This window comes from Bradyrhizobium daqingense (assembly GCF_021044685.1).
Lineage (GTDB): Bacteria > Pseudomonadota > Alphaproteobacteria > Rhizobiales > Xanthobacteraceae > Bradyrhizobium > Bradyrhizobium daqingense.
The window spans coordinates 6,183,360-6,205,485 of record NZ_CP088014.1 but is presented as its reverse complement, the minus strand read 5'-3'; the positions used below and the strand labels follow the sequence as shown (position 1 = coordinate 6,205,485).

The window sequence follows — 22,126 nt, the reverse complement described above, 5'->3', positions numbered from 1 at the left end:
GCACGAGCGTGAGATCTTCGCCGTCAACTGCGCCAACAGCGTCATTGCGAGCGCAGCGAAGCAATCCAGCATCTCTCCGCGGATACATTTCTGGATTGCTTCGCTGCGCTCGCAATGACGGAGTGTCGGCGAGAGTTCTGGTCCTCTCGTGTCCGGGACGCTGAAACAGCTTCTCACCTTAACAAATCATCAACGATACCAGCCGGTTATGGTGAACGCTTTGTTAAGCGTCGTGGTTTATTTTGTGTTGCAGGTGACGAGCGGTCATCGTTTTTCGTTTGTTGTGTAGCCCGAAGCAGCATGATTGTTCGGCAGTTCATCAATTGGATCAGGACGGCATCCGCCGGTGAGCGGGCCGAGGCGACGCGGGCTTTGGCCCGGGCCTGGCTGATCTCAGACCTTTCTCACGACGATCGTCTCGCCGCCGAAGGCGCGCTTCTGATGCTGCTCGACGATCCCTCGCCCCTGGTGCGGCAGGCAATGGCCGAGGCGTTTGCCCGCAGCACGGATGCGCCGGCGGCAATCGTGCGGGCGCTGTCGGCGGATCAGCCGACGGTCGCGCTGCCCGTGCTCGAACATTCTCCGCTCCTGATCGACGCCGATCTCGTCGACATCGTCGCGACCGGCAATGACGAGGTGCAATGCGCGGTCGCCCGTCGCATCGCGCTGCCCGTGTCGGTCTGCGCCGCCATCGCCGAGGTCGGCTGCGCGGCGGCGGCGCTGGAGCTCGTTGAAAATCCTCATGCCGAGCTCGCCCCATTCTCCTGGAATCGCATCGTCGAGCGTCACGGCCATCTCGCCGCGATCCGGGAGGCGATGCTGATGCTGGACGAGCTGCCGGCCGCGACGCGTGCGGCGCTGGTGGCCAAGCTGTCGGAGACGCTGGCCCAGTTCGTCGTCGCCCGCAACTGGCTGAGCGCCGACCGCGCCGAGCGTATCACGGTCGAGGCGCGCGACCGCTCCACCATGAACATCGCGGCGCGCTCGCGCGGCGAGGACATGCAGGGCCTTGTGCATCATTTGCGCGTCACCGGCCAGCTGACCGCTGGTCTCATTCTGCGCGCATTGCTGTCGAGCAATCTCGACCTGTTCGATGCGGCGCTGGCCGAGCTCGCCGATCTGCCGCCGGCGCGCGTCACCGCGCTGCTGCATGATCGCGGCGGCAATAGCCTGCATGCGCTGCTTCGCCGCGCCGGGCTACCCGAGGCGACGTTCGCGGCATTCCAGGTTGCGCTGGATGCCTGCCACGAGCAGGGCTTCGTCGACAGCGACGACGGCGCGTCGCGGTTGCGCCGGCGCATGGTCGAGCGCGTGCTCACCCATTGCGAGACCGATCGCGGCGCCACCGAGCCGCTGATGGTCCTGCTCCGCCGCTTCGCCACCGAATCCGCGCGCGAAGAGGCGCGGCTGTTCTGCGACGAGGTCATGGCGGATGATGCGATAGATCCGATGTATGACGACCTGATCGCGGCGTGACGAGACGCCGTAGGGTGGGCAAAGGCGCGAAGCGCCGTGCCCATGATCTTCCGTGCAGTTCATGTAGATTGGTGGGCACGCTTCCGCTTTGCCCACCCTACGAATTCGGTCCGTGGCGATAGAGCGGGAATCCTAACCCCGTCATTGCGAGCGCAGCGAAGCAATCCAGAAATCCCGCCGCGGGAAAAGTCTGGATTGCTTCGCTGCGCCCGCAATGACGAGAGGAGAGCGCCCTTACTCCGCCGGGGCGATGCTCGGCGCCAGGATCACCTCGAGATGCTCGGGGCGGTCGCGGTTGACGTGGGCGAGGTAGTCGTCGGCGACCTTGCGCAGGCGCCGGCTGAGCTCGGCGGAGACGCTGATGCTGTCGAGCCTGGTGTTGTCGTGCACGATGGCGAGGATCGCGTTGATGTGGTGCGTGAACAGCTCGGCCGGCACCTTCGAAAGGTCGGGTGCATGCTCGATGACGCGGCACAGGCTCTCGGCGATTCCCGCTGCCGACGGGAAGCCGAACGTCGCCGCATCGCCCTTGATGTCGTGGGCAGCGTGAAACAGCTCGTCGCGCAGCGCCTTGGTGAAGCCGTCCTGCTGCACGGCAGCCCAGGCGGCGGACAGTCGCTGGACCTCGATCGCCATCCAGTTCTTGAACTCGCCGGACAGGCCCGCCAGCGCCTGCTCGGCGCGGGCGACCGGATCGTCCATGTCCTTTTCCTCGACCCGGCGCAGAACCTTGCGCAGAGGATTGGGCTGCGTGATGACGTGATGCGTGGCGAAGGCCTTGACCTCGATGTCCTTTGCGCTGTTCTTCGCCATGATGCCTGCCTCGCCTGAAGACGTTGCGCTAGATGGAGGAGCGGGCCTTGTCGAGCAGCGAGGGCTGCTGCAGCACCTCGTGCTTTTCGCCGACGCGGCGCTCCGGCCCCATATAGGCGGAGTTGGTGTTGCGGCGCCGGTCCGGGCCGAAATAGGTCTTGGTCTTGATGAAGGGGCGGGGATTGGCGACCACGTTGAGGATGCGCTGGTAGAGCCCCTTGGCCGAGATCGGCTTGGCCAGGAATTCGGTGACGCCGGCATCGCGCGCCACGGTCACGCGGCGCTTCTCGGAATGGCCGGTCAGCATGATGATCGGCGCGTAAGGGTTACCCTTCGATTCCGGCTGCCGGATCATCTGCGCGAGCTCGAGCCCGTCGAAGATCGGCATCGCCCAGTCGGTGATGACGATGTCGGGCACGTAATGGCTGTACATTTCCAGCGCGGTGGCGCCGTCCTCGGCCTCGTAGACCTCGCGCGCGCCGAACGAGTGCAGCAGCGTCCGCAGGATGCGGCGCATGTGCGGATTGTCGTCGCAGACAAGAAAGCGCAGCTTGTTGAAGTCGATACGAAACATGACGCCCGGGCCAAAGCGGTCAACCTTCGTTAACCATATCGTGCCGGGGGTTAACGAAGGGTTGCGATCGGGCTTTGGGAGGGCCGGGCCGGCGCCTCAGTAGCCGAACTGCTCGCGCAGGATCCGCTCTTCCAGGCTGTGGCCGGGGTCGAACAACATCCGCATCGAGATGCTCTTGTCCGAGAGCACCTCGACGCGCCGGACCCTGCGCACTTCCTCGTGGTCGGCGACCGCGGCGACCGGGCGCTTGTCGTCTTCCAGCACCTCGATCACGACATAGGCGGTATTGGGCAGCAGGGCGCCGCGCCAGCGCCGCGGCCGGAAGGCGCTGATCGGTGTCAGTGCCAGCAGGGCGGCGTTGATCGGCAGGATCGGGCCTTGGGCGGAGAGGTTGTAGGCAGTCGAGCCTGCCGGCGTCGCCACGATGATGCCGTCGGCGATCAGCTCGGGCATGCGCTCGCGCTCGTCGATCAGGATCCGCAGGCGCGCCGCTTGAGAGGTCTGGCGGAACAGGTAGACCTCATTGATGGCGTGGTGCAGGTGCACGCGGTCGTTGACGTCGGTGGCGCGCATCAGGAGCGGATTGATCTCGGATTCATGCGCCGTCTCGAGCCGTTGGCGCAGATCGTGCGTCGAGTACTCGTTCATCAGGAAGCCGACCGTGCCGCGGTGCATGCCGTAGATCGGCTTTCCCGTGCGCATGTGGTGGTGCAGCGTCTGGAGCATCAGCCCGTCGCCGCCGAGCGCGACCACGACGTCGGCCTCGTCAGGATCGCAATTGCCATATTGCCCGGTGAGCTGGCCGAAAGCGGCCTGGGCCTCGCTGCTCGGGCTGGCGACGAAGGCAATCTTGTCGTATCGCGAGGACTTGGTCATGGCTTCCCAGGCAGGTGCCGCTGGCTCGAGTAAGTTCCGCCGCGCTCGTCTATACGAGGTGGGCTGCCATTGTCGAGGACGACCACCGTTCAAGGCAAATGGCGACCGCCGGATCCCAGGAGAAATCCAGGGCGTTTCGAGCCGGATCGGGCTCGATCCCCCAAACCGTCGCAATTCCGCGCTATCTTTCTGTCCACCGGCTCTCACAGCCGGCACGGAGAACGATCATGGTCACGAATCCGCCGATGCTCCGCCGCGTGGCCCTGATGCTGGCGGTGTCGGCTTTCGCGCTGGCAGGATTTGCGCACGCGGATGATCCGCAGCCGCGCGCCGAGACAGCGGCGTCGACCGGACAGAAAGGCGGACGCGGCAGCGCAGCGCAAAATCCATCCTCGACCGCCGAGCTGCACCGTCTGCCACCGGATTCCACCACGAAGCAGACGCTCGATCTGCCCGGCCGCACCCTCAATTTCGCCGCCACTGCGGGCTCGATCCGCGTGTTCGACGGCAAGGGCGAGCCGCTCGCCGACATCGCTTACACATCCTACGCGCTCGATGGGGCCGACCGCGCCACGCGGCCGGTGACGTTCCTGTTCAACGGCGGGCCGGGCGCGTCCTCGGCCTGGCTCCAGTTCGGCGCGGCCGGGCCGTGGCGGCTGCCGTTCGATGGCGAGGCGCTGTCTCCGTCGGCCTCGCCCGAGGTGAAGCCGAACGCCGAGACCTGGCTCGACTTCACCGACCTCGTCTTCATCGATCCCGTCAGCACCGGCTATAGCCGGTTCGTCGCCAGCGGCGAGGACGCGCGCAAATCGTTCTATTCCGTCGACGGCGACGCCAATGCGATCGCGCTCGTGATCCGGCGCTGGCTCGAGAAGCACGACCGGCTGGTCTCGCCCAAATACGTCGCGGGCGAGAGCTATGGCGGCATTCGCGGACCGAAGGTCGTACGCCAGTTGCAGCTCCAGCACGGTGTGGGCGTCAGGGGGCTGATCCTGGTCTCGCCGCTGTTCGACTTCCGCGAGTTCACCGGCACGAGCCTCCTGCAATATGTCGCGACGCTGCCGAGCTATGTCGCCGTGGCGCGTGAAGCCAAAGGATTGGCGGCCGGCCCGGTCAAGCGCGCCGATCTCGCCGATGTCGAGGCTTACGCGCGCGGTGAATTCCTGGCCGACCTCGTCAAGGGCCAGGCGGACAAGGAAGCGACCAATCGCCTCGCCGACAAGGTCGCCGAACTCACCGGGATCGACCAGGCCGTGAGCCGCCGGCTCGCCGGCCGCTTCGACGTCGGCGAATTCCGCCGCGAGTTCGACCGCAAGAACGGCAAGGTGACGGGACGCTACGATGGCTCGGTGCGCGGCCTGGATCCCAACCCGGATTCCAGCAGCTCACGCTTCGGGGACCCTTCGGGTGATGCGCTCCAGGCGCCGCTGACGAGTGCTGCAGTTGACGTGCTCACGCGTAAGCTCAACTGGCGGCCGGATGGCTCTTATGAGGTCCTGAACGGCGCCCTCCATGGCCAGTGGGATTTCGGCCGCGGCATCAACCCGCCTCAATCGGTGTCGGAGCTGCGCGAGATACTCGCCACCGATGCGAAGCTGAACGTGCTGGTCACGCACGGCCTGTTCGATCTCGCCACGCCCTATTTCGGATCCAAGCGGGTGCTCGATCAGTTGCCGGCCTTCGCGACCCAGCGCGTGAAATTCGTGGTCTATCCCGGCGGCCACATGTTCTATTCGCGCGACGGCTCACGGCAGGCGCTCCGGAACGAGGTGGAAACTCTCATTCGGGAATAGGCCGCCGCTTGCGCGGCGGGTACCGGCGCGCGATCTCCCGCGACACGACACGCTCCGGCTTCACATTGGCGCCGGCGATCCAGATACTCGCGATTTTGCCGCGCTTGTCGCGCACGCGGCGGACGGGCTCGCCGTGGCTGGAATAGCCGGCGGCCCAGGCGAGCTTGCCGGTGTCGCGGCCGGTGACCTCGATCTCGGCGGCATCCATGAACGGGTTGACAAATTGCGGGTTGGCGACGAGCACGCGGTTGCCCGCGGGCACGAGATCGCTGGCACCCCAGATCGTCCACCACCGGCCGCTCCAGTCGCGCACGCGGCGGTCGGCTGCACCGCGCGTCTTGAAGACGCGCAGGATCTGCATCGCGCCGTCCATCCAGAACGGTGCCGCGCCGTCGATGGAGTTGCTGAGGATGCTGATCGCAAGCTCGCAAGAAGGTATGGCGCAGGTCCGGGATATATAGCCTTGGAATCCGCCGCTATGGCCGAACCAGTCCCAGCCGTCGGTCTTGCCGGCATTGACGCCGAGCCCGTAATACCCCTCGAAGCTTTGCGGGATGCGCCAATGGTGGCGCGTCATCTCGCGGCGGCTCGCGGCCGAGAGCACGCTCTTTTTCGCATTGGGCGCGAGCTGGCCGAAGAAGCGGGCGGTGTCGCCGGCGGTCGCGACGAAGCCGGCCGCCGATGCCATGGCGTGCGCGGGATTGTCACCGGGGATCACGCATCGCTCGCCGAACGGCAGCTTTCGGGTATGACCGCGCGCGAACGGCGTGCCCTTGGCAAGCGGTGCATCGGGCTCGACCTCACGCAAGCCGGCCGGCTCGATGATCTCGCGCTTGATCCAGGCCGGATAGGGCTCCTTGGTCACGGCTTCGATCACGAGGCCGATCAGGCCAAAGCCGTGATTGGAATATTTGAAGCGCGTGCCGGGCTCGATCGCGGTCGGCAACTTCAATTCCGCGAGCAGCTCCTCCGCGTCCAGATACGGGCGATTGTCGATGAACTGGCCGGAATCGGCGCCGTCGCGCGTCAGCCCCGCGCTGTGCGAGAGCACCTGCGCGATCGTCGTCTCGGCGAGGCGCGGATGGAGGCCGCCGACATATTGGCCGACGGGATCATCGAGCCGGAGCTTGCGCTGCTCGCGCAGCTTCATGATGCCCGCGGAGGTGAAGCTCTTGGAGTGCGAGGCGATGCGGAAGCGATGACGCGGGGTGAGCTTCTCTCCCGTGTCGAGATCGGCGAGGCCGAAGGCATGCTCGGCGACGACCTCGCCGCGATGGGCGAAGGCGGCAATGACGCCAGGCTGCTGCAACGTCCTCTGTTGGTATTCGATCCAGGAGCCGATGTAGTCGATCGCGGACCGCAGCCACTTGTCCATTGCGCACCAATTTGCAGGGGAAGGTGCGCGAAGCTAGCCGAGAAAGCGGAACGGGCACAACCCAAAGGTTGTGCCCGTTCGTTTGAACGCAACGAGGCGATCGTCAGTAGACCAGCGTCGCGCCGGTCGGCTTGTCGAGCGCTTCAGCCAGCGAGCGATACTCGGAGCTGTCGGTGCCGGCGAGCGAGGCGATCTTGTTCAGGTGATATTGCGCCTGTTCGCGGTTGCCCTGCTCGAGCTGCCAGAGGCCGTAATACTGCCAGGTGCGGACGTGGTTCGGATCGCCCTTCAGCGCCAGCTCGTAATAGGTCTTCGACGACTGGTAATCGCCGAGCTTGCGATAGGAGTAGCCAATCAGATTGGCGACGTCGGCGACGTCGTCGCGCTTGAGCGACTTCAGCTGGCCGATCGCGCCCGTGTAGTCGTGCCGATCGTAGATCGCGGTGTAAGCGGTGCGATAGGCTGCGAGGAATTTGGGGTCGCTGATGGATGAGCTTTTTTTCTTGCCCTTCTTGGCCGAACTGTCCGACTTCGGCGGCGGCGAGGGTTCATCGCTGCCGGCGGCATAGGCGCTGGTCAGCATCGGCCCGGCCGCCAGGGCCATCGAGACCAGTCCCGGCACCAGAAGCATTGAGAGTCTGCGCATTGATGTTCTCCCGTATGGAACGTGGCGATCCTACACGATTGCCCGAAGACCGGAACACCTGTGGGGCAAAAACATTCCCGCTTCGCACGATCTATTCGCCCGACGGCAGATGACAAACTTGTCATCGAGATGAACGGAAGCCTGCAATGGCCTTCAGAACGGGTTCAGTGCGCGGCCCCTAGGCTCCTACCTACGATCGAAAGGGTAGGCGAGAGGGCGCCGCCTCGAGATCCTTCCAAGAGGAGACCAACCATGTTGAAGACCATCTCTGCAGCCTTGCTCGCCGCCTCCGTGATCGCAGCCCCGGCCTTCGCGGCCGAGACCGGCAAGACCACCACGACCGCGCCGGCGATCAAGGCGGACCAGAGCCAGACCAAGGCGGCGACCACGGCCGTCAAACCGGATGCGGGCGCCAAGACTGACGCCAAGACTGACACGAAGGCTGGCGACACCAAGGCCGATGCCAAGGTCGACGGCAAGTCGAGCCCGATGAACGCCAACGCCGCCGCCGCGCCCGACGAGCACAAGGCCGTGGGCAAGCATCGCCATCAGGACAAGCAGGTCTCTGAAAAGCAGTCGCAGAAGGCGCAGCCGGACGTGACCAAGCCGGCAACGACCGACAAGCGCAACTGACGACTGATCCCGCGCGGCGGCATCCCTGGCATTGCCCCGTCGCCGCGTGCGGATTCAGGCCCGGTCCGTTCGCCATGCCTCGCACGAAAGCCGAGGTATCGGCGGCGGGCCGGTGCGCTATTGAGCCGCTGCAAGCAGATTCCCTTCGCGCAGGCTTGGAGCTAGAACCTCTTCGAGTCTGATTGAGCGGAGAGCGGGGGGCTGTGGGGCGATTGGCGAGACGTGCGGTGATATTGGCATTGCCATTGGCGCTCGCGGCCTGTTTCGGCAGCGACACTGACCGGCCGTCGCTGTGGGGCGGGGGCCAGGCCGGAGGCCCGCAGCCGTTCCCGGACAATTTCCGCAGCGACACGCTCGCCCTGATGCGGACCTATCTCAACAATCCCGTCGGCGTGCGCGAGGCCAGCATGGCCGAGCCGGTGCAGCGGGAGGTTGGCGGGCGCCAGTTCTATGTGAGCTGTCTGCACTTCACCCCGCGCGAGACCGACGGCAGCTATAAGGGGATGCGCGAGCGGGCGGTGATCTTCGTCAACGGGCGGGCCGATCGGGTCGTCGATCGCACCAATGAGCTCTGTGCCGGCGCGGTTTACGTACCCTTTCCGGAACTGGAAAAGATGACGCGATAGCCCAAAGCCGGCCTTCATCGCTTGGTGCTAGAACGAGAGCTGCCGGAGCCGCTGGATCACATTTCGGCGAGCTTTGAACGAGGTGGTTCGGCCTTGCGACAAATCGTTACGGCAGGCCTCGCGCAGGCAACAAAAACAGTCGGCGCAGGGCGGCGGGACGGAACAAAATCGCGTTGTTGCCGCCCCGTCACAGTAACGAACGATCAACGTTCCGGCACCGCCGCGAAGCAACCCAATTCACGCCACGTTGTTTCCTGAGTGTCGTTTATGAAAGAACGGGGATGACTATGAAAAAGATTTTGCTCGGAGCAGTCGCTCTGCTCGCGCTGGCCGGACCGGCCGCAGCAGCCGACATGCAGCCGCGCCCTTACACCAAGGCGCCGGCCTATACGCCGCCGCAGGTGATTTACAATTGGACCGGTTTCTACATCGGCGGCCATGTCGGCGGCGCGTTCGCCGGCGACAGCAGCTTCCAGTCGAGCGACGCCCGCTTCCTCGGCGGCGTGCAGGGCGGCTTCGACTACCAATTCGCGCCCAACTGGGTGGTTGGTATCGAGGCCCAGTATTCCTGGCTGCCGACCAACAACAACGGTGTCACGTTCCCGCTGGGCACGCAGGTGACGTCCAATACCGACCAACTCGGGTCGGTGACCGGTCGCATCGGCTACACCTGGGGACCGACGCTGCTCTACGCCAAGGGCGGTTATGCTTGGCGCAATAACGGCCTTGGCGTGAACATCGCCGGGGTGCCGCAGGCCTTCACCACCACCGGCAATAGCAAGGACGGCTACACCGTTGGCGCCGGCCTCGAATACATGTTCGCGCCGAGCTGGTCGGCCAAGGCCGAGTACCAATACTATAACTTTGGCAGCACGACCTTCACCTCTGGTCCGGCTGACATCGTCGGCGTCCGCGGCCGGGAGGACGAGCACACCGTGAAGGTCGGCGTGAACTACCGCTTCGGTTGGGGCGGTCCGGCAGCCTCGCGCTACTGACCTTTTGCCAGCGTCCACGATCTGACAAAGGCCGGCTCCCGCCGGCCTTTCGTTTGCCCGCCTCTTGCCGGGCCTGCCCATTGTTTGCTTTGCGTGAACCATCTGGCGCGTCATTTGCTTGCAAACGATGCTGGCGCGCCTTCTCACGCGCGTCATGGGGCCGGGGTAAAGCAAAAATAATTTTTGCGCTTTACGGAACTCGCGCTCCGGAACGCGTTATATGAGAATTACCGGGCTGGTGGGACGACGGACATGCGTATCTTGGTGTCGGCAGTGGTGCTTTCATGCTCCCTCTGCTTGCCGTGCTCTGCACAGACAATCCTCAAATCCGAGCCGCTGATGCTGGCGCCCTATGAGGTGGCCTTCGTCAAGGACGCCTCCTGTCCCTCGGGCAAGGTGATGAAGGTCACCGGGGCGATCCGCGGGCTGCATCGCCGCAAGGCCTGCGTGCCGATGCCGGGGGAACAGGCCTCGCTCGTGGCCGCCACGCCCTGAACGCCCTTCCGTTTCGGGCCGGAATCAGGAATTCAGCTCGAGCTCCATCCGCGATTGCTGGTCCGCCTCAGCCTTGTTCTGGGCAGGGTCCTCGCCCTGGGCCGCCTGGCAGGGAGCGATCTCGTAGTCATTATCGAGCACCCGGCGGGGGCCCGGCCCTGCGCCGTCCGCGATCACGTCCACGACGAGACCGCTTCGCTGCGCGAGCTTCCAGACGTCGGATTCGCTTGGATAGGCCTTGCTGATCTGGGCGTCGTTGCAGAACAGGGCGTAGGGCATGTCTTCCCGCTCCAGGAAAGCCGTTTAACGAGTTCGCAGGGGCAGGGGTTCCGGGCTGAGGCCCGATCACGGGGCCGTGATCAATGGCCCCAGCCCGTGAGTCCTTAACGAGTCCTGAATCCCGGAAAAAAGAATCCCTGGGACTCGCCGGCCGGAATCAGCGGATGTTTTTGGCCATGACGAGCGACCTGAAAACCTCCTGCGGGCACATGCTCCTGCCCCTCACGCTGGCGCTGTTTGGCGCCTGCGCGGCCAATTTATGGCTGGTCTGGTCCTGGCTGTAAGCCCCCTGGCCGGCCTGCCTTAATCTTCGGCCGGCGGACGGGCAGAGGGGTTGCGGATCGCGGCACGCAATTTGGTCAGGGTGGCCGCGCAATATTCCTCCCGCTCGCGCTCGAATCGTTCCTGATGCTTGCGGAAATTGGCGATCCGGGCCTGCATCTCGCTGCGGAAATCGCCGATGGCCCGCGCCGGCGGAGCTTGAGGCTGCGGAGCGGGCTGGGGCGGCTCGATCTCGACCGTGACGGTCTCGAGGGTCACGGCCTCGGACGCGACAATCTCGACGCTTGCCGCCGGTGAAACCGGCGGCTTGCCCGGCTGAAGGACGTCGTCCGTCTTGCCGGTTACCGATTGGACGAAGGCCATGGTTTGCGCGATCAGCGCGTCGCGTTCTCTAATCCACTTCATGATCCACCTCAGCTGCGCCCATTCCAGCAAACCGGCTGCACCGAATCAAGATTCGTCAGCAAGGCATTGCATATTTTTCCCGATCGGCCGACAGTGATCGGATGGATGCCGAAGACGAACGGGTGGACGAAGCGGAGGGCCTGAAGCTCATCCGCGCGTTCCTGTCGCTGCCGCCCGACAAGCGGGCGGAGGTGATCGCGTTCGCTGAGGGATTGGCGCGTGTCCATGGCCGGCCCGAGAAGGGTACGGAGGCCTCGCCGACGTAAGCGCTATCGCTGCCGCGGATTGACGTTGGGCTCGAACGGCGCGCCGACGACGCGAACCGGCGTCTGGGCGGTGACGTCGATCGCCGTTCGCTCGGCGACCTGTTGTGCCGGTCCAGGTGCTGGCGCGGGTTCGAACATCGCAATCGTCCCGGTCACGGCGACACAACACAGCGTCACCGTTGCCAGCAGAAACATATTTCGGTTCTCTTCCCTGATCCGCATGGATAGGCAACGAATGACGCTCGCCTTTGGTTCCGGACTGGCCCGATCGGCCGTAGCCGCACCGGCGACCGTCTAGCTTCTCTTTGCCCGTGGTGGAACGCATCTTACGCGCATGCTACCTCATGTTGAACTCTGATCCAATCTGTGGTCAGTAGCCGCGCCGCGATTCGCGTGGCCAACAATTCATTTCCTGAAGGTCCGTCGATGAACGAGGACGTCAACGATGGCTGGGCCGCCTCCGCGGCTGCCTGGATCGTCGAGCAGGGACAAGATGGCGACTATGGTCGCCGCTTCGTGCTGGACGCGCCGATGAAGCAGCGCATCGAAGGGCGCGGCTTTCGCAATGCGCTCGATGTCGGCTGTGGAGAAGGACGCTTCTGCCGCATCATGCAGCATGCGGGCATCCGCACCACCGGCATCGATCCGACCGAGGCGTTGCTGGCCCGCGCCCGTGAGCTGGACCCGGACGGCGACTACCGGCTCGGCCGCGCCGAGACGATCGCATTCGATGCGAGCTTCGATCTGGTCGTCAGCTATCTCAGCCTGATCGACATACCCGATCTTGGCGCGGCGATCGCCGGGATGGCGGCGGCGCTGCGGCCGGGCGGTACGCTGCTGATCGCCAACATGACCAGCTTCAACACGGCGGGACCGCCCGAGGGCTGGACGCGCGATCGCGAGGGCATCCTGCGTTTCGCCATCGACCACTACATGGAGGAGCGGGCGGTCTGGGTGAGCTGGCGCGGCATCCGGATCCAGAACTGGCACCGTCCGCTCAGCACTTACATGACCCTTCTGCTCGATCATGGTCTCCAGTTGCGCTTGTTCGTCGAACCGAAACCCGTGGGCGGTGACCCCGACAGGAATGCGCTTCATCTCAGGGTCCCGTATTTCCACATCATGGAGTGGCAGAAGCCGGCCTGAGGGACGAGGCCGGCGATTTCGGAGACGCCGCCGCGTCCGTAGAGTGCAAGCGTGACGGAATCCCGATGTGAGTTTCGTCTGATGATCACCCATCGTCCTCCCGTGCTCGCCCACGAGCGTTTCCTCGCCGACCGCGAGAGTTTCGCGGGCCTCGATCTCGCCGCCCGGTTCGAGCGGATCGAGCGGACCAATCTTTGGGGTGCTTCGACGTCGGTCTCCGGCCTTGGTTCGGAAGATCCGGCGACCGCCGCGATCCGGGAGGCGCTTCCACCATTGCTGCAAGGACTCGGCGCGCGCTTGCTGCTCGATGCGCCGTGCGGCGATGCCGGCTGGATCGGTCGCATGACGCTTGATATCGATTACACCGGCATCGACATCGTGCCGTCGCTGATCGACGCGAACAACCAACGTGCGTCGCGCGGCGAACTGTCCGGCCGGTTTCTCGTTGCCGACATCACGCGAGATGCGCTGCCGCCTGCCGACGTCATTCTCTGCCGGGACTGTCTGGTGCATCTGAGCTTCGCCAATATCGCTCGCGCGCTTGCGCAATTCCGGATGAGCGGCGCGCGCTTCCTGCTGCTCACCACCTTTCCCGAATGGGAGGACAATCGGGATTGCGAGGACGGCGACTGGCGGGCGCTGAACATGGCGAAGGCGCCGTTCGATTGGCCGGCGCCGCTCGCGCTGATCAACGAGCGTTGCGAGGAGGGCGCCGGCGGCTGGCGCGACAAGAGCTTGGGGCTGTGGCGGCTGGATCAGTTGCCGGATGCGAGATGATTGCGCTCGAAATAGCGATGCGATGAAGACGCGAACTCGCGCGTCAAAAGTTGGTGCCGGCTGAGGGGATTGAACCCCCGACCTTCGGTTTACAAAACCGCTTGTCTGTAAACAGGATATCGCCTGGTGGGGTCTAAAGCGCAAAATTTGTTGACGGTATAATAGGTTATTAAGGTACCGAAAATTGGACACTTGTGGAACGGGCCTTCGGTCTCCATACTTGTGTATCCCCATGTATCCCCAAAAGGCCAGGAAATGGCAAACAAGCGATACGCGCTGACCAAGGAGTTGCTTAGCGAGGCCACCGCGAAACGCGACGCGGATGCCGAATGTCAATTCGCCATCGATAATCCTCGTGGCCTCAACATCCGCGTCAGAAGCGGAGAAGTCGCTTACTACGTTCAGGCCCGCACGCGCGTCCGAGGTCAAAAGTCCACAGTCGTAAAGCGGCGGCTTGGCGGGGTGGGAGACTTCACTTTCGCTCAGGTGAAGAAGATCGCTACCGAGGCAATATTCGCGATCAAGAACGGGCGAGATCCGGACGCTGTAATCGAAACCAGGCTGATGGGTGGCGATGAAAAGTCCGTCGCTGTCGCAGTTGACCGCGCTGAGGCCTTAAAGGGAGAACTGTGGACTTTCGAGACGCTGATTAATCAATACGCGCGACGAACGAAAAGTTCGAAAGATAGTGCTCGAAATGAAGCAGCCAAATTGCGCCTTGCGCCTTCCTCCATTACCGAGCTCGAGACCCGATTGCGAGATCGACCGGAAAACGCCGAACTCAAGAAGCGCTTTGTAAAGGAGCTCCGCCTCGAAGATCTTGAAGAGGTTCGGGACCGCATTGACGCCAGCGGTTCGGGTCCCTCGGCTGGAGCAAAATACGTCGATCTCGCAAAGCGGGTCCTCCGCTGGGGACTCAAGCAAAAGCGGCGCTTCACCGGCCTCGAGCCGACCGCCACCTGGTGGGAGGCATTGTCCCACGAATATGAGATGGAGGACCGCTCGAAGCGTTATCTGACCCCGGCGCAGATCGGGATGCTCATTGCGCTTCTGGAGGCCGTCAGGCCTTTGGGGGGCAATAACAACGATGCGGTCCTGGGTGCCCTGCAGGTTTCATGGATGATCCCCCAACGGAGCTCCGCGCTGGTGAACATGCTCGCCTTGGACTCTGATCGTTGGGTGCCTGATCCCGCGCCGGAGCGTGCTGGCTGGCGCGTCTATACCTGGAAACCCGACGAGGTGAAAAATAAGCGCGAAATCAAACTGAGCGTCCCGCCCATTGCGATCGAGATCCTCGAAAGAGTGGCGCGATACTCCAAGCAACAGTTGGGTGCGGTCTCGACCTGGGCGTTTCCGCAGGATCGCAACAAGTATCTTGTGCGCGCTCTCGCCGCCAAACAACGTAACAACAACAGCGTGCCGGCCCACCTGGATAAGGCGATTACCCCTTCCTCCCTCAATCACGCGCTCGATGCCCTGGCAGGACGCAAGCCGGGATGGCCGGATCTGCTCACTGTCGTCGGGCTGCCCAACAGGATTGGCCCTCATGACGAGCGTCGGTCCGTTACGAGCTTCTTTGAGAATTTCGGCGAAGGTGCATATGCATCCGCGCTCCTGGACCATCGCGTGAGCGGCGCCGACAAGATGTCGCGCGAGGTCGCTGCCATCACTCAGAGCGTTTACAGCGCCGCGGACCGCGTGGTGTTCAAGGCCGAAGGCATGCTGATCTGGATGGAAGCGGTCTTGCCGGCCTACGAAGCTGCAAAGAAGGACCCGCGCTTGGCGAAGGCAGTTGAAATGCGAAAGGCCGCGTTGGCGAATGGGTTGCCGGAGGAGAAGACGAGAGGGCGAGCCAAGGCGCGTTCCGCGCGGGCGCTTGCCTCGGCTTAGACTTAGAAGGTCATAATGCCGGGGCAGACAAGTCCCCGCACTGGGGGTCTCTTAATTGGACGTTTGGTCGCTCGCACCCAGCGGTGATGCAGCCAAAATCAACGACGAAGACACCTGGCGTTTAAGCTTCCTTACTATCCTGGTCAGTCTTCAGCTCGGTCAAAAGGCTACGAAAAAACAGCGCGGATAGAACTGCGGTCAATCAATCTAGAAAACCTTTGTAGTTCTGATGATCCCTTTGCCATCGTCCGGCGACGACGGTGATGCCCTGCAGATCGCCGTAGAGCCTGGCCGTCGAATCCAACACACCGCGGAGCTGCTCCTCGCGCTTGGCCCGGAGGCCGGTCATCATCTGGCGCTCGCGGTCGAGGTCCTGGTGCATGTCGGTAAAGCGCTCGACGATGGCGTCGATGCGCTGGCGGAAGAGGGGCCCGTCAGGTAGGCGTAGACCAGCTCCATCTTGGTCTGCTGACCTTCCTGCGGGGTGCGGCTGGCCGCGATCGATCTGCCGCTGCATGCCTGCGATCTGCGCCTCCTTCTCGGTGACCCTGGCCTTGAGAGCTTCTTCCGCCTCCAACCTTTTCGACGATGAGATCGAGCTCCCGCTTGGCGTCGTCCAGTTCGCGCTCCTTGCGCAAGACATCCGCTGGGCCTTCTGCGCCACGGCCAGATTCTGGGTGTTCGTCGAAAGCAATTGCTGCATGCCCGTCAGCTGCCGGTCGCGCGCGCTGATTTGTCGGCCAGCGCGTGTCGCGCCTTTCTTGATTTCGGTCACAGTGATGCTGGAGCCCTCCAGTTCCGCGACAAGGTGCTCGGGGGCGGTCTCGCGCGCCTTGATGAGTTCGCCCTGCGACTGCCGAAGCTGGCTCAGTACGGTCGAAGTCTGCTTCCTCAAATGCGAGCTGCTGCTCGAAACGGCGGACGTCCGCGATGTGCGGGTTGGGTTGCTCGGCGCCGCGAATGGCGAATACCCCGGCGCCTACTCCATTTTTACCCACCGTAGGAACGCAAAGGGCCGCATTCCGAAGATCGCCAAGAGCATCGGATCCAGCGGGCTGACAAGCGTCGTGGTATGCTGCCGCGCGGTTTGCTTGAGCTTACGTGCAATTTGATCGGACTCCCCCGTTACTCCGAAAAATTGGGCCTCGCCGCGAGCTGCAGTGGCTTGCCGCGCACTGCCGGGGACGGCCGGACGCTGCCGGGCCGGGCAGTACGCGGCTGCGCAATGCAGATTGCGCATCGCCCCCTCGGAGATGCTCGATCCGTCCTGCTTTTGGCCTGCCATGCTTTCCATGCGTCAGCCGTATCAGTGACTTCTGTGTGTGTGTTTGCTTCAGAGGACGTCTTGGCGCTCTAAGATTCGTGCGTGCCGGGAGGTAGGCTGACGGGGACCGAAGCAGCGTCGTCCTCTCATGAGGAGATGCTCAGAGATCTTAATTCTCGTTAACGCTATTTTCCGTCCAGCTGGACAAACGGGATGGCGGGTCCATATATCGAAGCTGCGCCACCGGACGCATTTGCGGCGAGGTGGCGTTCAACCCTGAGCTCGCTCAGGCTTTCCGCGATCACGCGGGTGAACCGACCTACCGCGCATTTGCGCGGGTAAGCCCGACTCCATGTCCGTGCTCTGCACGGGTCCACAACCGTCCTGGCTGACCTCCTCGAGCGCGCGCGGCGAAAGACCGTCCGGGTCTGGGCACATCGGTCGCCCTTCGAACTGAAGGATAAGCCCGAAAGTTCGGCAAGCGGAGTCACGTCGGCTGAGATTTCGGGCTCGACGAGGCGTCGCAGACGTTCGAGCGAGCGTTCGGCGCCGATCTCGTCGTTCACGGCGATCGCGAGGTGATTGATGGTCGCACGGGCGGCGATCGAGGCGTCGACGGCGACGGGCCGCGTGCCGGTGACGGCTTCTATCACCTCGGCGAGGACAGCGGCATCGATGGGCGGAACAATGACGCGATGTTCGGCGAGCCGGAGCAAGCTCTTGGGCAACTTGCCGAACGGCGTCCCTATTCCGATGGTAGCGCAGCGCAAGCGCATCGCAATTGCGAGGGCTTCATCGTCTTCCTTGGAGGAGGTCTTCGATTTCGTGGGCTCCGTGAATACGACCGCGGATCCTCCCGCTCGGGTCACATGGCTGCGATCGTCGAGGTCGTCGCCGTCTATCAGGGGCGTGTCGTTCGCAAGCAAAAGTCGCAGGAATCGACGCACCGGCTGCAGCAAACTCGGGTGGGGCACCTGGATGACGATGACGGCGTCGGGATCCAGCAATCCGGCCAGCGCGTCGCGCGAGGTCTCGAAGGCGCGGCCGAGGAGGACGGCGGCGGTGGCAAGCTCGGGGCTGCAGGACCTCGCGCGAGGAGCCTGATCGCCTCCGTCATAGGAGGCGATTTCATCGTCTTCGTCCAGAGTCGCCCGTCGCAGCCGCGAAAATCCTGTCCTGCCGCGAGCCCGGTCGATGAATACTTGCTGCAGGGGCCTGGTCGACGCGGCGATTGTACGCAAGTTCATTCCGGCCCCCCGCACGTCGGCGCCTTCGTCTCAACCGGGACCCAGCTCTTCTCGTCGATATGCTCACCAGACAGCAACTTGGCAGCGAAAGCGCCGCTACGACAGTGGAAACCGACGTTCAACGTCATCTTGTCCGGAGTCCGGCTGGCCGGACCGACCCACTTCGCGGCCTCGAGCAGATCACGGCGCCGTCGGTTGTCGTACGACAAATCGCTCCGCGTACGTCGCGCGTAGTCGGAGCCCGGCATGACGTAGAAGCGATCGTTCCAGCCGTAGCCAACAGAATCCAAATTCCGGCAGTCCAGTCGATATTGAACGCCCTTCTGAGGAACAAGCGTCATCTCTTCTTGCGTCATCGCAACCATTTCGTCGCGATCCGTAGTCACGGAAAGGCGAAGGCGCAACGTAGGTGGATTTCTGCGTGCGATCTCGATCCGCGTGAAGCCGGCCAAAAACAGCAGCGTTTCGGCGTGGGCAACCAACTGCTCAAGATCGTCTAAAATGCCAAGCCCCCGGCCCATAGGGAGATCCGAATTGGCGAGCGGAATGTTGAGGCTGGTGCAGATGCTGATCAACCTGGCTTCTACATAAGGCGCGGTGACCTTGTCGAATGTGGCGCCCTCGGCGATGACGACGTAGATTAGAGTGGTCGCGCTGATAGCTTTGCCAAGGCGTTCACCGAACCTTCGCTCGCCGTCGCCATGACCGATGTAGGTCTCCTGCTGGCTGGCCGGCGAGGGGTCGTCGATCACATACACGACGTAGTCCCAGGGCCTCACGCGCTCTTTGAGGCGTGCAAGCTCGGAGAATGACAGGACCAGAACAGACAACCTGGAAGCGAATGACTTGACCAGCCGGATCCCGCTCGCGCTGCCATCGATAAAGACGGTCGTGGCCGTGAAGCCGCGCCCGGGGGCGTTCGTCGGGGCCGCGATGAGGTCAGATTGCGTCACTTCCTAGTCTCGCATGCATATCTCATATGAGACATATCCCATATGGGACATTTATGCAAGGCGCTACTGTCGTCCGCGTCGCAATCCGGTGTATGGTTAACCGCTTTTCGATTCGGAGCCCACGGTGGCCGGCGACAAGATACCCTCAGGGCGAATGATTCGGGCTGCCCGCGCGCTTGTCGGTATGGAGCAGCTCGATCTCGCGCGCGAGATTGGTGTCGATCGGCGTACGGTGTCGCGACTGGAGGCGGATACGGAGATTCCGGTCAATCCGTTGAAGATCGCGACGTTTCGGAAGATGCGTGACGTGCTCCAGGAGCGCGGTGTCGTGTTCCTTTATCGGAGCAAATTCCACGGGGAAGGGGTCGCGCTCAAGGACTGACCTTCGGAGCGGGAGGAGTGTCGTCGCCGGCGATGAGCTTGCCGAACCAATTCAGGTCGATGATGCGCCTGATGCGGGCGACCTCCTCCGGGTCGGCGGACGGCACGATGGCCTTTAGCCCGGCGTTGGCCCTGGCGTAGTGCTGGCTTGCGGTGGCGTCGCTCCCGTGCCCCATCATGGCTGCAATGGTCGCGAGTGCCTCGAGACGCTCGGCATCGGTCTGTCCTTTGTACAGATAGTGAGCCTTCCACGCGGCGACCGCGAGGTGACGGGTCGTATAGAGGGTCGGCCACTCGGGGCCATCCGGCCATAGCTCGCGCGTGATTTTCCAGAGAAGCCGCCCGATCGTGTTCAACAGTCGCTGATAGCGACCGCTGCGCGCGATGCGTATCCACGCCAGGATTTCGTTGGCAGTTTGCGGGTCGAGCTCGGCGAAATACAGGGTGCGGTGCGACCCATGTGCGCGCCGGTTCGTCGCCTTCGCGTTGGCGACGACGAGCATCCAGGCGAAGCCGTCGCGTGTCGAGTGGCGAAGCGCGGCGCCGGGCCACTCGCAAGGCCGCAGGCCGGTGAGTATGCCGACCTTCAGATACAGTACGAGGTGTTGCTTGTATTTGGAGCGCTGCTCGAGCGCGGTCTGCTCGATGAGCGCCAGGTCGCCGTCGGCGAGCTTTTTTGCCTTCGTGCTCGAGGTCTTCGCGTCCCGGTCGTCATCAGGATCCGCCCGCTCGCGGCGCAGCCGCTCCACTTGGTCCATGATCATCTGCGCCGAGACGGGGTCGACCTGCAGAGCCATCTCTTCGAGCGACCAAACCAGGCTGGCGCGGACCAAACGCCAGGAATTCGGCGCGTAATTTCCTTTCTTCGCGATCACGAAGTCAACGAGGTCGGCTGGCGTGATCTGAACCTCGGCTTTGTCCTGTCCGGTCCTGATCGCGATCCGACGCTTGACAGCTCGGACGAACTGATTGTAGCGGCGCCCGTAACCGATCTTCGAGGTCTCGGACAGGGTGATGGGCGTCGAGGTGTTCGGCATGGCGATCAGCGTCTAGCGGCGCAGCCGAGCCCAGGCGCGGGCGGCGCGGCGATGCAGATCGGCGAGGCGAAGCAGAAGGGAAGCAAGGCGAAGCCGGTGCTCGAGCTCGCCGAAGAAAATCATATCGTAGTAGGCGCGACGCGTATTCAGATAGGCCCCCGCTCCGGGGGGGAGGGCGCGATACGCACGATAATAGGCGCGGATCCGGCGCTCGGCGTCTCGCCGCCGCACCGGACTTTGAGCCTCGATGATACCGAGGCGCTGCAGGAATCTAGCGCGCCGGCGCATTCGCCTCTCCCAGGACGCGGAGCATTTCGCGCTCCGAGGCCCGCCACCAGACGGCAAGGTGGCTCTGGAAGGCGGCGGCAAGCCAGGCGTTCTCGCCGCCCAGCCGATTGGCGAGCTCGCGCAGCGGCAGCTCGATGACGTCGATCATTGACAGCCCGGCGGCCTCGCAAACTTTCCAGGTTTCGCCGGTGATCGGCGCGATCGGGACGACCGGACAGCCCCGCGCAGCCTTCAGGAGGTCGTCGTAGATGCGCCGTTCGTCGGAGCCCTCGATGAAGCGGAAGTTTCCGGCGCGGCGATTGAGCACCAGCGCCACATCCAGGCCCGGCGTGATCGTTCGGGTTTGCTCGATGAGCTCTCCTGCCTGGCGCATCCTGTCCGACAGGCTGGTGCTCAACACCATCGTACGGCCGCGCATCCCGACGTCGGCGAGGCGGTCGTCGAACCGTGTCGCGGCGTAGATCTTGGCGCGATGCGCGCTGAGTCCGCCGCCCCAGTCGACGATCACAGTGGGCCGCTCTTCGTCCTGCGCTGCCCTTTCCACCGCCTCGTACAAGGGCCGCAGCACGGCGGCCTCACCACCCGGCAAGCGGGCGGCATCGGCGAAGTCCTCTGACGGGATATGGATATCGGTGAGGGGGGAGCGGACCGCCTTCGACTCGATGCGAACCACCACGACCTTGTGACCGAGCTGACGAAGCAAGAGTGCCTGGAAGTTCGCGAGCATCGTCTTGCCCACGTGGCTCGCGGTCGAAATGAACTCGTTGTAGCGGTAGAACAGGGCGAAGCGAGCGAGCGGGGCCTCAATGGGGACCGCTTCGTTGGGGACGTCGTGGACGGGCATTTCGTCGTAGGGCATTTAGTCCTCCTGGGTGGGGTCGATCAACATCAGCCGCGCATGGTCGGCGCGGCGGATCTCGGAAGCATCGCGGCGACGAGCCGGCACCTCGCTTATGGGCGTCAGCGCGAGAGGCTCCAGAGTGATGGGCACACGCGGCGGCGCGGACGCGAAGCTGTTCGCCTCGACGTTCAAGACGGGCCGGTGCTGCGCGGGGCGCGGGACAGAGGCTGGCGTCGCCGCGGAGCGCTTCGGGCCCGCTCGTTTCTGGGCCTTGACCGGGTTCCCGGTGCCGGCCTGGAACTTGCTAAGTTCGGCAGCCTTGACCGCCCGGCTGAACGCCGACGACACCGTGCCGACGGTCAGCGGCTCGCCGTCGGGACCGGAGATGCCATGCAAGTGCAGCAGCATGGACAGTACGGTATGGTCAGCATGAAGCTTTTTACGGAACCAGACGAGCAGGGGCAGATGCCGGTCGACGATCATTTGGGTCGTGACCTTGCCGAGCAGGCCGCGGCCGGACGAACGCATGCGCTTCAGCTCGTCCTGAATCTCGGCGGGCATCGCTTCGATTGCGATCTTGAGTTCCTCCACGTTCATGCCAGGCTCCCCACAAGACGCGCCCCGAGCGCACGGCGCCGGGCGGAGCTGGTCGAGAGAAGCCGGGGAGAGGGATGCTGATTTGCCCAAAATCTGCGCGTAGCAACGTCTGGCACAAATTTCGGAAAAACAAAGTAGTGTGCAGTCTCGCTCAGTGGCGGAGAGCGCCTT

26 protein-coding genes are annotated in these 22,126 nt (G+C 63.8%); 11 read left to right on the top strand and 15 right to left on the bottom strand.

All coding sequences use genetic code 11. The features are described 5' to 3' along the window. Positions 1-300: 300 nt before the first annotated feature. Positions 301-1,476, top strand: a complete 1,176-nt coding sequence (locus tag LPJ38_RS29695) for a DUF2336 domain-containing protein (RefSeq protein WP_145642716.1) — start codon at positions 301-303, stop codon at positions 1,474-1,476. Between the two features lie 234 nt (positions 1,477-1,710). Here LPJ38_RS29695 and LPJ38_RS29690 read toward each other — a convergent pair whose 3' ends face one another. From LPJ38_RS29690 to LPJ38_RS29680, 3 genes are all read right to left on the bottom strand, one after another. Beyond that, positions 1,711-2,289, bottom strand: coding sequence for an Hpt domain-containing protein (locus tag LPJ38_RS29690; RefSeq protein WP_145642714.1), 579 nt, complete (start codon positions 2,287-2,289; stop codon positions 1,711-1,713). Positions 2,290-2,317: 28 nt separating this feature from the next. Further along, on the bottom strand, positions 2,318-2,863 hold the full coding sequence (locus LPJ38_RS29685) for a response regulator (RefSeq protein WP_008549760.1): 546 nt from the start codon (positions 2,861-2,863) through the stop codon (positions 2,318-2,320). A gap of 96 nt (positions 2,864-2,959) precedes the next feature. Then, positions 2,960-3,739, bottom strand: a complete 780-nt coding sequence (locus LPJ38_RS29680; RefSeq protein WP_008549758.1) for an NAD kinase — start codon at positions 3,737-3,739, stop codon at positions 2,960-2,962. A 227-nt stretch (positions 3,740-3,966) separates the two neighbouring features. Between LPJ38_RS29680 and LPJ38_RS29675 the strand changes: the two genes are divergently transcribed. Continuing rightward, complete coding sequence (locus LPJ38_RS29675; protein WP_145642712.1) at positions 3,967-5,532, top strand: S10 family peptidase; 1,566 nt, start codon at positions 3,967-3,969, stop codon at positions 5,530-5,532. Here the strand turns inward: LPJ38_RS29675 and LPJ38_RS29670 are convergent. After that, the gene (locus tag LPJ38_RS29670; RefSeq protein ID WP_145642710.1) at positions 5,519-6,907 is read right to left on the bottom strand and encodes a serine hydrolase domain-containing protein; all 1,389 of its coding nucleotides are present in this window, start codon (positions 6,905-6,907) and stop codon (positions 5,519-5,521) included. The two genes, LPJ38_RS29675 and LPJ38_RS29670, sit on opposite strands and share 14 nt — an antisense overlap. A gap of 103 nt (positions 6,908-7,010) precedes the next feature. Continuing rightward, on the bottom strand, positions 7,011-7,553 hold the full coding sequence (locus tag LPJ38_RS29665) for a tetratricopeptide repeat protein (protein ID WP_145642708.1): 543 nt from the start codon (positions 7,551-7,553) through the stop codon (positions 7,011-7,013). Between the two features lie 252 nt (positions 7,554-7,805). On the opposite strand from LPJ38_RS29665, the gene LPJ38_RS29660 reads away from it, so the two are divergent. The 4 genes from LPJ38_RS29660 (at position 7,806) to LPJ38_RS38170 (ending at position 10,302) form a co-directional block, all read left to right on the top strand. Continuing rightward, positions 7,806-8,186, top strand: coding sequence for a His-rich protein BRANT (locus LPJ38_RS29660; protein ID WP_167520800.1), 381 nt, complete (start codon positions 7,806-7,808; stop codon positions 8,184-8,186). A gap of 230 nt (positions 8,187-8,416) precedes the next feature. Further along, on the top strand, positions 8,417-8,812 hold the full coding sequence (locus tag LPJ38_RS29655; protein ID WP_145642729.1) for a hypothetical protein: 396 nt from the start codon (positions 8,417-8,419) through the stop codon (positions 8,810-8,812). A 287-nt stretch (positions 8,813-9,099) separates the two neighbouring features. Further along, positions 9,100-9,807, top strand: coding sequence for an outer membrane protein (locus LPJ38_RS29650; protein WP_167520799.1), 708 nt, complete (start codon positions 9,100-9,102; stop codon positions 9,805-9,807). 252 nt (positions 9,808-10,059) lie between these two features. Then, positions 10,060-10,302, top strand: coding sequence for a DUF6719 family protein (locus LPJ38_RS38170; protein WP_145642702.1), 243 nt, complete (start codon positions 10,060-10,062; stop codon positions 10,300-10,302). Positions 10,303-10,326: 24 nt separating this feature from the next. Here LPJ38_RS38170 and LPJ38_RS29640 read toward each other — a convergent pair whose 3' ends face one another. Together LPJ38_RS29640 and LPJ38_RS29635 are read right to left on the bottom strand one after the other, a co-directional pair. Then, positions 10,327-10,581 carry a hypothetical protein gene (locus tag LPJ38_RS29640; protein ID WP_145642700.1) on the bottom strand — a complete coding sequence of 85 codons (255 nt, stop codon included), beginning with the start codon at positions 10,579-10,581 and terminating at the stop codon, positions 10,327-10,329. A 303-nt stretch (positions 10,582-10,884) separates the two neighbouring features. Beyond that, positions 10,885-11,268 (bottom strand): hypothetical protein, encoded by a 384-nt coding sequence (locus LPJ38_RS29635; RefSeq protein WP_145642727.1) that lies wholly within the window; start codon positions 11,266-11,268, stop codon positions 10,885-10,887. A gap of 101 nt (positions 11,269-11,369) precedes the next feature. Between LPJ38_RS29635 and LPJ38_RS29630 the strand changes: the two genes are divergently transcribed. Further along, positions 11,370-11,534, top strand: a complete 165-nt coding sequence (locus tag LPJ38_RS29630; protein WP_167520798.1) for a hypothetical protein — start codon at positions 11,370-11,372, stop codon at positions 11,532-11,534. A gap of 3 nt (positions 11,535-11,537) precedes the next feature. Here the strand turns inward: LPJ38_RS29630 and LPJ38_RS29625 are convergent, their stop codons facing one another. Next, positions 11,538-11,729, bottom strand: a complete 192-nt coding sequence (locus LPJ38_RS29625) for a hypothetical protein (protein ID WP_231088446.1) — start codon at positions 11,727-11,729, stop codon at positions 11,538-11,540. A gap of 231 nt (positions 11,730-11,960) precedes the next feature. On the opposite strand from LPJ38_RS29625, the gene LPJ38_RS29620 reads away from it, so the two are divergent. From LPJ38_RS29620 to LPJ38_RS29610, 3 genes are all read left to right on the top strand, one after another. Beyond that, a complete protein-coding gene (locus tag LPJ38_RS29620; RefSeq protein WP_145642696.1) occupies positions 11,961-12,680 on the top strand; it encodes a class I SAM-dependent methyltransferase in 720 nt (239 codons plus the stop codon). 81 nt (positions 12,681-12,761) lie between these two features. Continuing rightward, positions 12,762-13,457 carry a class I SAM-dependent methyltransferase gene (locus LPJ38_RS29615; RefSeq protein WP_145642694.1) on the top strand — a complete coding sequence of 232 codons (696 nt, stop codon included), beginning with the start codon at positions 12,762-12,764 and terminating at the stop codon, positions 13,455-13,457. Between the two features lie 255 nt (positions 13,458-13,712). Continuing rightward, positions 13,713-15,347, top strand: a complete 1,635-nt coding sequence (locus LPJ38_RS29610) for a hypothetical protein (RefSeq protein WP_145642692.1) — start codon at positions 13,713-13,715, stop codon at positions 15,345-15,347. Between the two features lie 202 nt (positions 15,348-15,549). Here the strand turns inward: LPJ38_RS29610 and LPJ38_RS29605 are convergent, their stop codons facing one another. The 3 genes from LPJ38_RS29605 to LPJ38_RS29595 form a co-directional block, all read right to left on the bottom strand. Beyond that, positions 15,550-16,242, bottom strand: a complete 693-nt coding sequence (locus LPJ38_RS29605; RefSeq protein ID WP_145642690.1) for a DUF2130 domain-containing protein — start codon at positions 16,240-16,242, stop codon at positions 15,550-15,552. A gap of 554 nt (positions 16,243-16,796) precedes the next feature. Further along, positions 16,797-17,858, bottom strand: a complete 1,062-nt coding sequence (locus LPJ38_RS29600; RefSeq protein ID WP_158644821.1) for a hypothetical protein — start codon at positions 17,856-17,858, stop codon at positions 16,797-16,799. Beyond that, positions 17,855-18,811: a hypothetical protein gene (locus tag LPJ38_RS29595; RefSeq protein ID WP_145642688.1), complete on the bottom strand. Its 957-nt coding sequence runs from the start codon at positions 18,809-18,811 to the stop codon at positions 17,855-17,857. The genes LPJ38_RS29600 and LPJ38_RS29595 overlap by 4 nt, the downstream gene beginning before the upstream one ends. A gap of 124 nt (positions 18,812-18,935) precedes the next feature. Between LPJ38_RS29595 and LPJ38_RS29590 the strand changes: the two genes are divergently transcribed. Then, a complete protein-coding gene (locus tag LPJ38_RS29590) occupies positions 18,936-19,193 on the top strand; it encodes a helix-turn-helix transcriptional regulator (protein WP_145642686.1) in 258 nt (85 codons plus the stop codon). Here LPJ38_RS29590 and LPJ38_RS29585 read toward each other — a convergent pair. Genes LPJ38_RS29585 through LPJ38_RS29570 form a run of 4 tightly spaced genes read right to left on the bottom strand, consistent with a single transcriptional unit; the run spans position 19,183 to position 21,955 of the window. Next, on the bottom strand, positions 19,183-20,229 hold the full coding sequence (locus LPJ38_RS29585; RefSeq protein WP_145642684.1) for a hypothetical protein: 1,047 nt from the start codon (positions 20,227-20,229) through the stop codon (positions 19,183-19,185). The two genes, LPJ38_RS29590 and LPJ38_RS29585, sit on opposite strands and share 11 nt — an antisense overlap. Before the next feature lie 12 nt (positions 20,230-20,241). After that, positions 20,242-20,517 (bottom strand): hypothetical protein, encoded by a 276-nt coding sequence (locus LPJ38_RS29580; RefSeq protein WP_145642682.1) that lies wholly within the window; start codon positions 20,515-20,517, stop codon positions 20,242-20,244. Next, the gene (locus tag LPJ38_RS29575) at positions 20,501-21,376 is read right to left on the bottom strand and encodes a hypothetical protein (protein WP_145642680.1); all 876 of its coding nucleotides are present in this window, start codon (positions 21,374-21,376) and stop codon (positions 20,501-20,503) included. The genes LPJ38_RS29580 and LPJ38_RS29575 overlap by 17 nt, the downstream gene beginning before the upstream one ends. Next, the gene (locus tag LPJ38_RS29570; protein ID WP_145642678.1) at positions 21,377-21,955 is read right to left on the bottom strand and encodes a hypothetical protein; all 579 of its coding nucleotides are present in this window, start codon (positions 21,953-21,955) and stop codon (positions 21,377-21,379) included. Positions 21,956-22,126 lie beyond the last annotated feature (171 nt).

What these genes read in the sequence shown, in the direction of transcription:
- LPJ38_RS29695 (WP_145642716.1), top strand. Translation starts at nt 301, where the DNA reads ATGATTGTTCGGCAGTTCATCAATTGGATCAGGACGGCATCCGCCGGT.
- LPJ38_RS29690 (WP_145642714.1), bottom strand. Translation starts at nt 2,289, where the DNA reads ATGGCGAAGAACAGCGCAAAGGACATCGAGGTCAAGGCCTTCGCCACG.
- LPJ38_RS29685 (WP_008549760.1), bottom strand. Translation starts at nt 2,863, where the DNA reads ATGTTTCGTATCGACTTCAACAAGCTGCGCTTTCTTGTCTGCGACGAC.
- LPJ38_RS29680 (WP_008549758.1), bottom strand. Translation starts at nt 3,739, where the DNA reads ATGACCAAGTCCTCGCGATACGACAAGATTGCCTTCGTCGCCAGCCCG.
- LPJ38_RS29675 (WP_145642712.1), top strand. Translation starts at nt 3,967, where the DNA reads ATGGTCACGAATCCGCCGATGCTCCGCCGCGTGGCCCTGATGCTGGCG.
- LPJ38_RS29670 (WP_145642710.1), bottom strand. Translation starts at nt 6,907, where the DNA reads ATGGACAAGTGGCTGCGGTCCGCGATCGACTACATCGGCTCCTGGATC.
- LPJ38_RS29665 (WP_145642708.1), bottom strand. Translation starts at nt 7,553, where the DNA reads ATGCGCAGACTCTCAATGCTTCTGGTGCCGGGACTGGTCTCGATGGCC.
- LPJ38_RS29660 (WP_167520800.1), top strand. Translation starts at nt 7,806, where the DNA reads ATGTTGAAGACCATCTCTGCAGCCTTGCTCGCCGCCTCCGTGATCGCA.
- LPJ38_RS29650 (WP_167520799.1), top strand. Translation starts at nt 9,100, where the DNA reads ATGAAAAAGATTTTGCTCGGAGCAGTCGCTCTGCTCGCGCTGGCCGGA.
- LPJ38_RS38170 (WP_145642702.1), top strand. Translation starts at nt 10,060, where the DNA reads ATGCGTATCTTGGTGTCGGCAGTGGTGCTTTCATGCTCCCTCTGCTTG.
- LPJ38_RS29640 (WP_145642700.1), bottom strand. Translation starts at nt 10,581, where the DNA reads ATGCCCTACGCCCTGTTCTGCAACGACGCCCAGATCAGCAAGGCCTAT.
- LPJ38_RS29635 (WP_145642727.1), bottom strand. Translation starts at nt 11,268, where the DNA reads ATGAAGTGGATTAGAGAACGCGACGCGCTGATCGCGCAAACCATGGCC.
- LPJ38_RS29630 (WP_167520798.1), top strand. Translation starts at nt 11,370, where the DNA reads ATGGATGCCGAAGACGAACGGGTGGACGAAGCGGAGGGCCTGAAGCTC.
- LPJ38_RS29625 (WP_231088446.1), bottom strand. Translation starts at nt 11,729, where the DNA reads ATGTTTCTGCTGGCAACGGTGACGCTGTGTTGTGTCGCCGTGACCGGG.
- LPJ38_RS29620 (WP_145642696.1), top strand. Translation starts at nt 11,961, where the DNA reads ATGAACGAGGACGTCAACGATGGCTGGGCCGCCTCCGCGGCTGCCTGG.
- LPJ38_RS29615 (WP_145642694.1), top strand. Translation starts at nt 12,762, where the DNA reads ATGATCACCCATCGTCCTCCCGTGCTCGCCCACGAGCGTTTCCTCGCC.
- LPJ38_RS29610 (WP_145642692.1), top strand. Translation starts at nt 13,713, where the DNA reads ATGGCAAACAAGCGATACGCGCTGACCAAGGAGTTGCTTAGCGAGGCC.
- LPJ38_RS29600 (WP_158644821.1), bottom strand. Translation starts at nt 17,858, where the DNA reads ATGAACTTGCGTACAATCGCCGCGTCGACCAGGCCCCTGCAGCAAGTA.
- LPJ38_RS29585 (WP_145642684.1), bottom strand. Translation starts at nt 20,229, where the DNA reads ATGCCGAACACCTCGACGCCCATCACCCTGTCCGAGACCTCGAAGATC.
- LPJ38_RS29580 (WP_145642682.1), bottom strand. Translation starts at nt 20,517, where the DNA reads ATGCGCCGGCGCGCTAGATTCCTGCAGCGCCTCGGTATCATCGAGGCT.
- LPJ38_RS29575 (WP_145642680.1), bottom strand. Translation starts at nt 21,376, where the DNA reads ATGCCCTACGACGAAATGCCCGTCCACGACGTCCCCAACGAAGCGGTC.
- LPJ38_RS29570 (WP_145642678.1), bottom strand. Translation starts at nt 21,955, where the DNA reads ATGAACGTGGAGGAACTCAAGATCGCAATCGAAGCGATGCCCGCCGAG.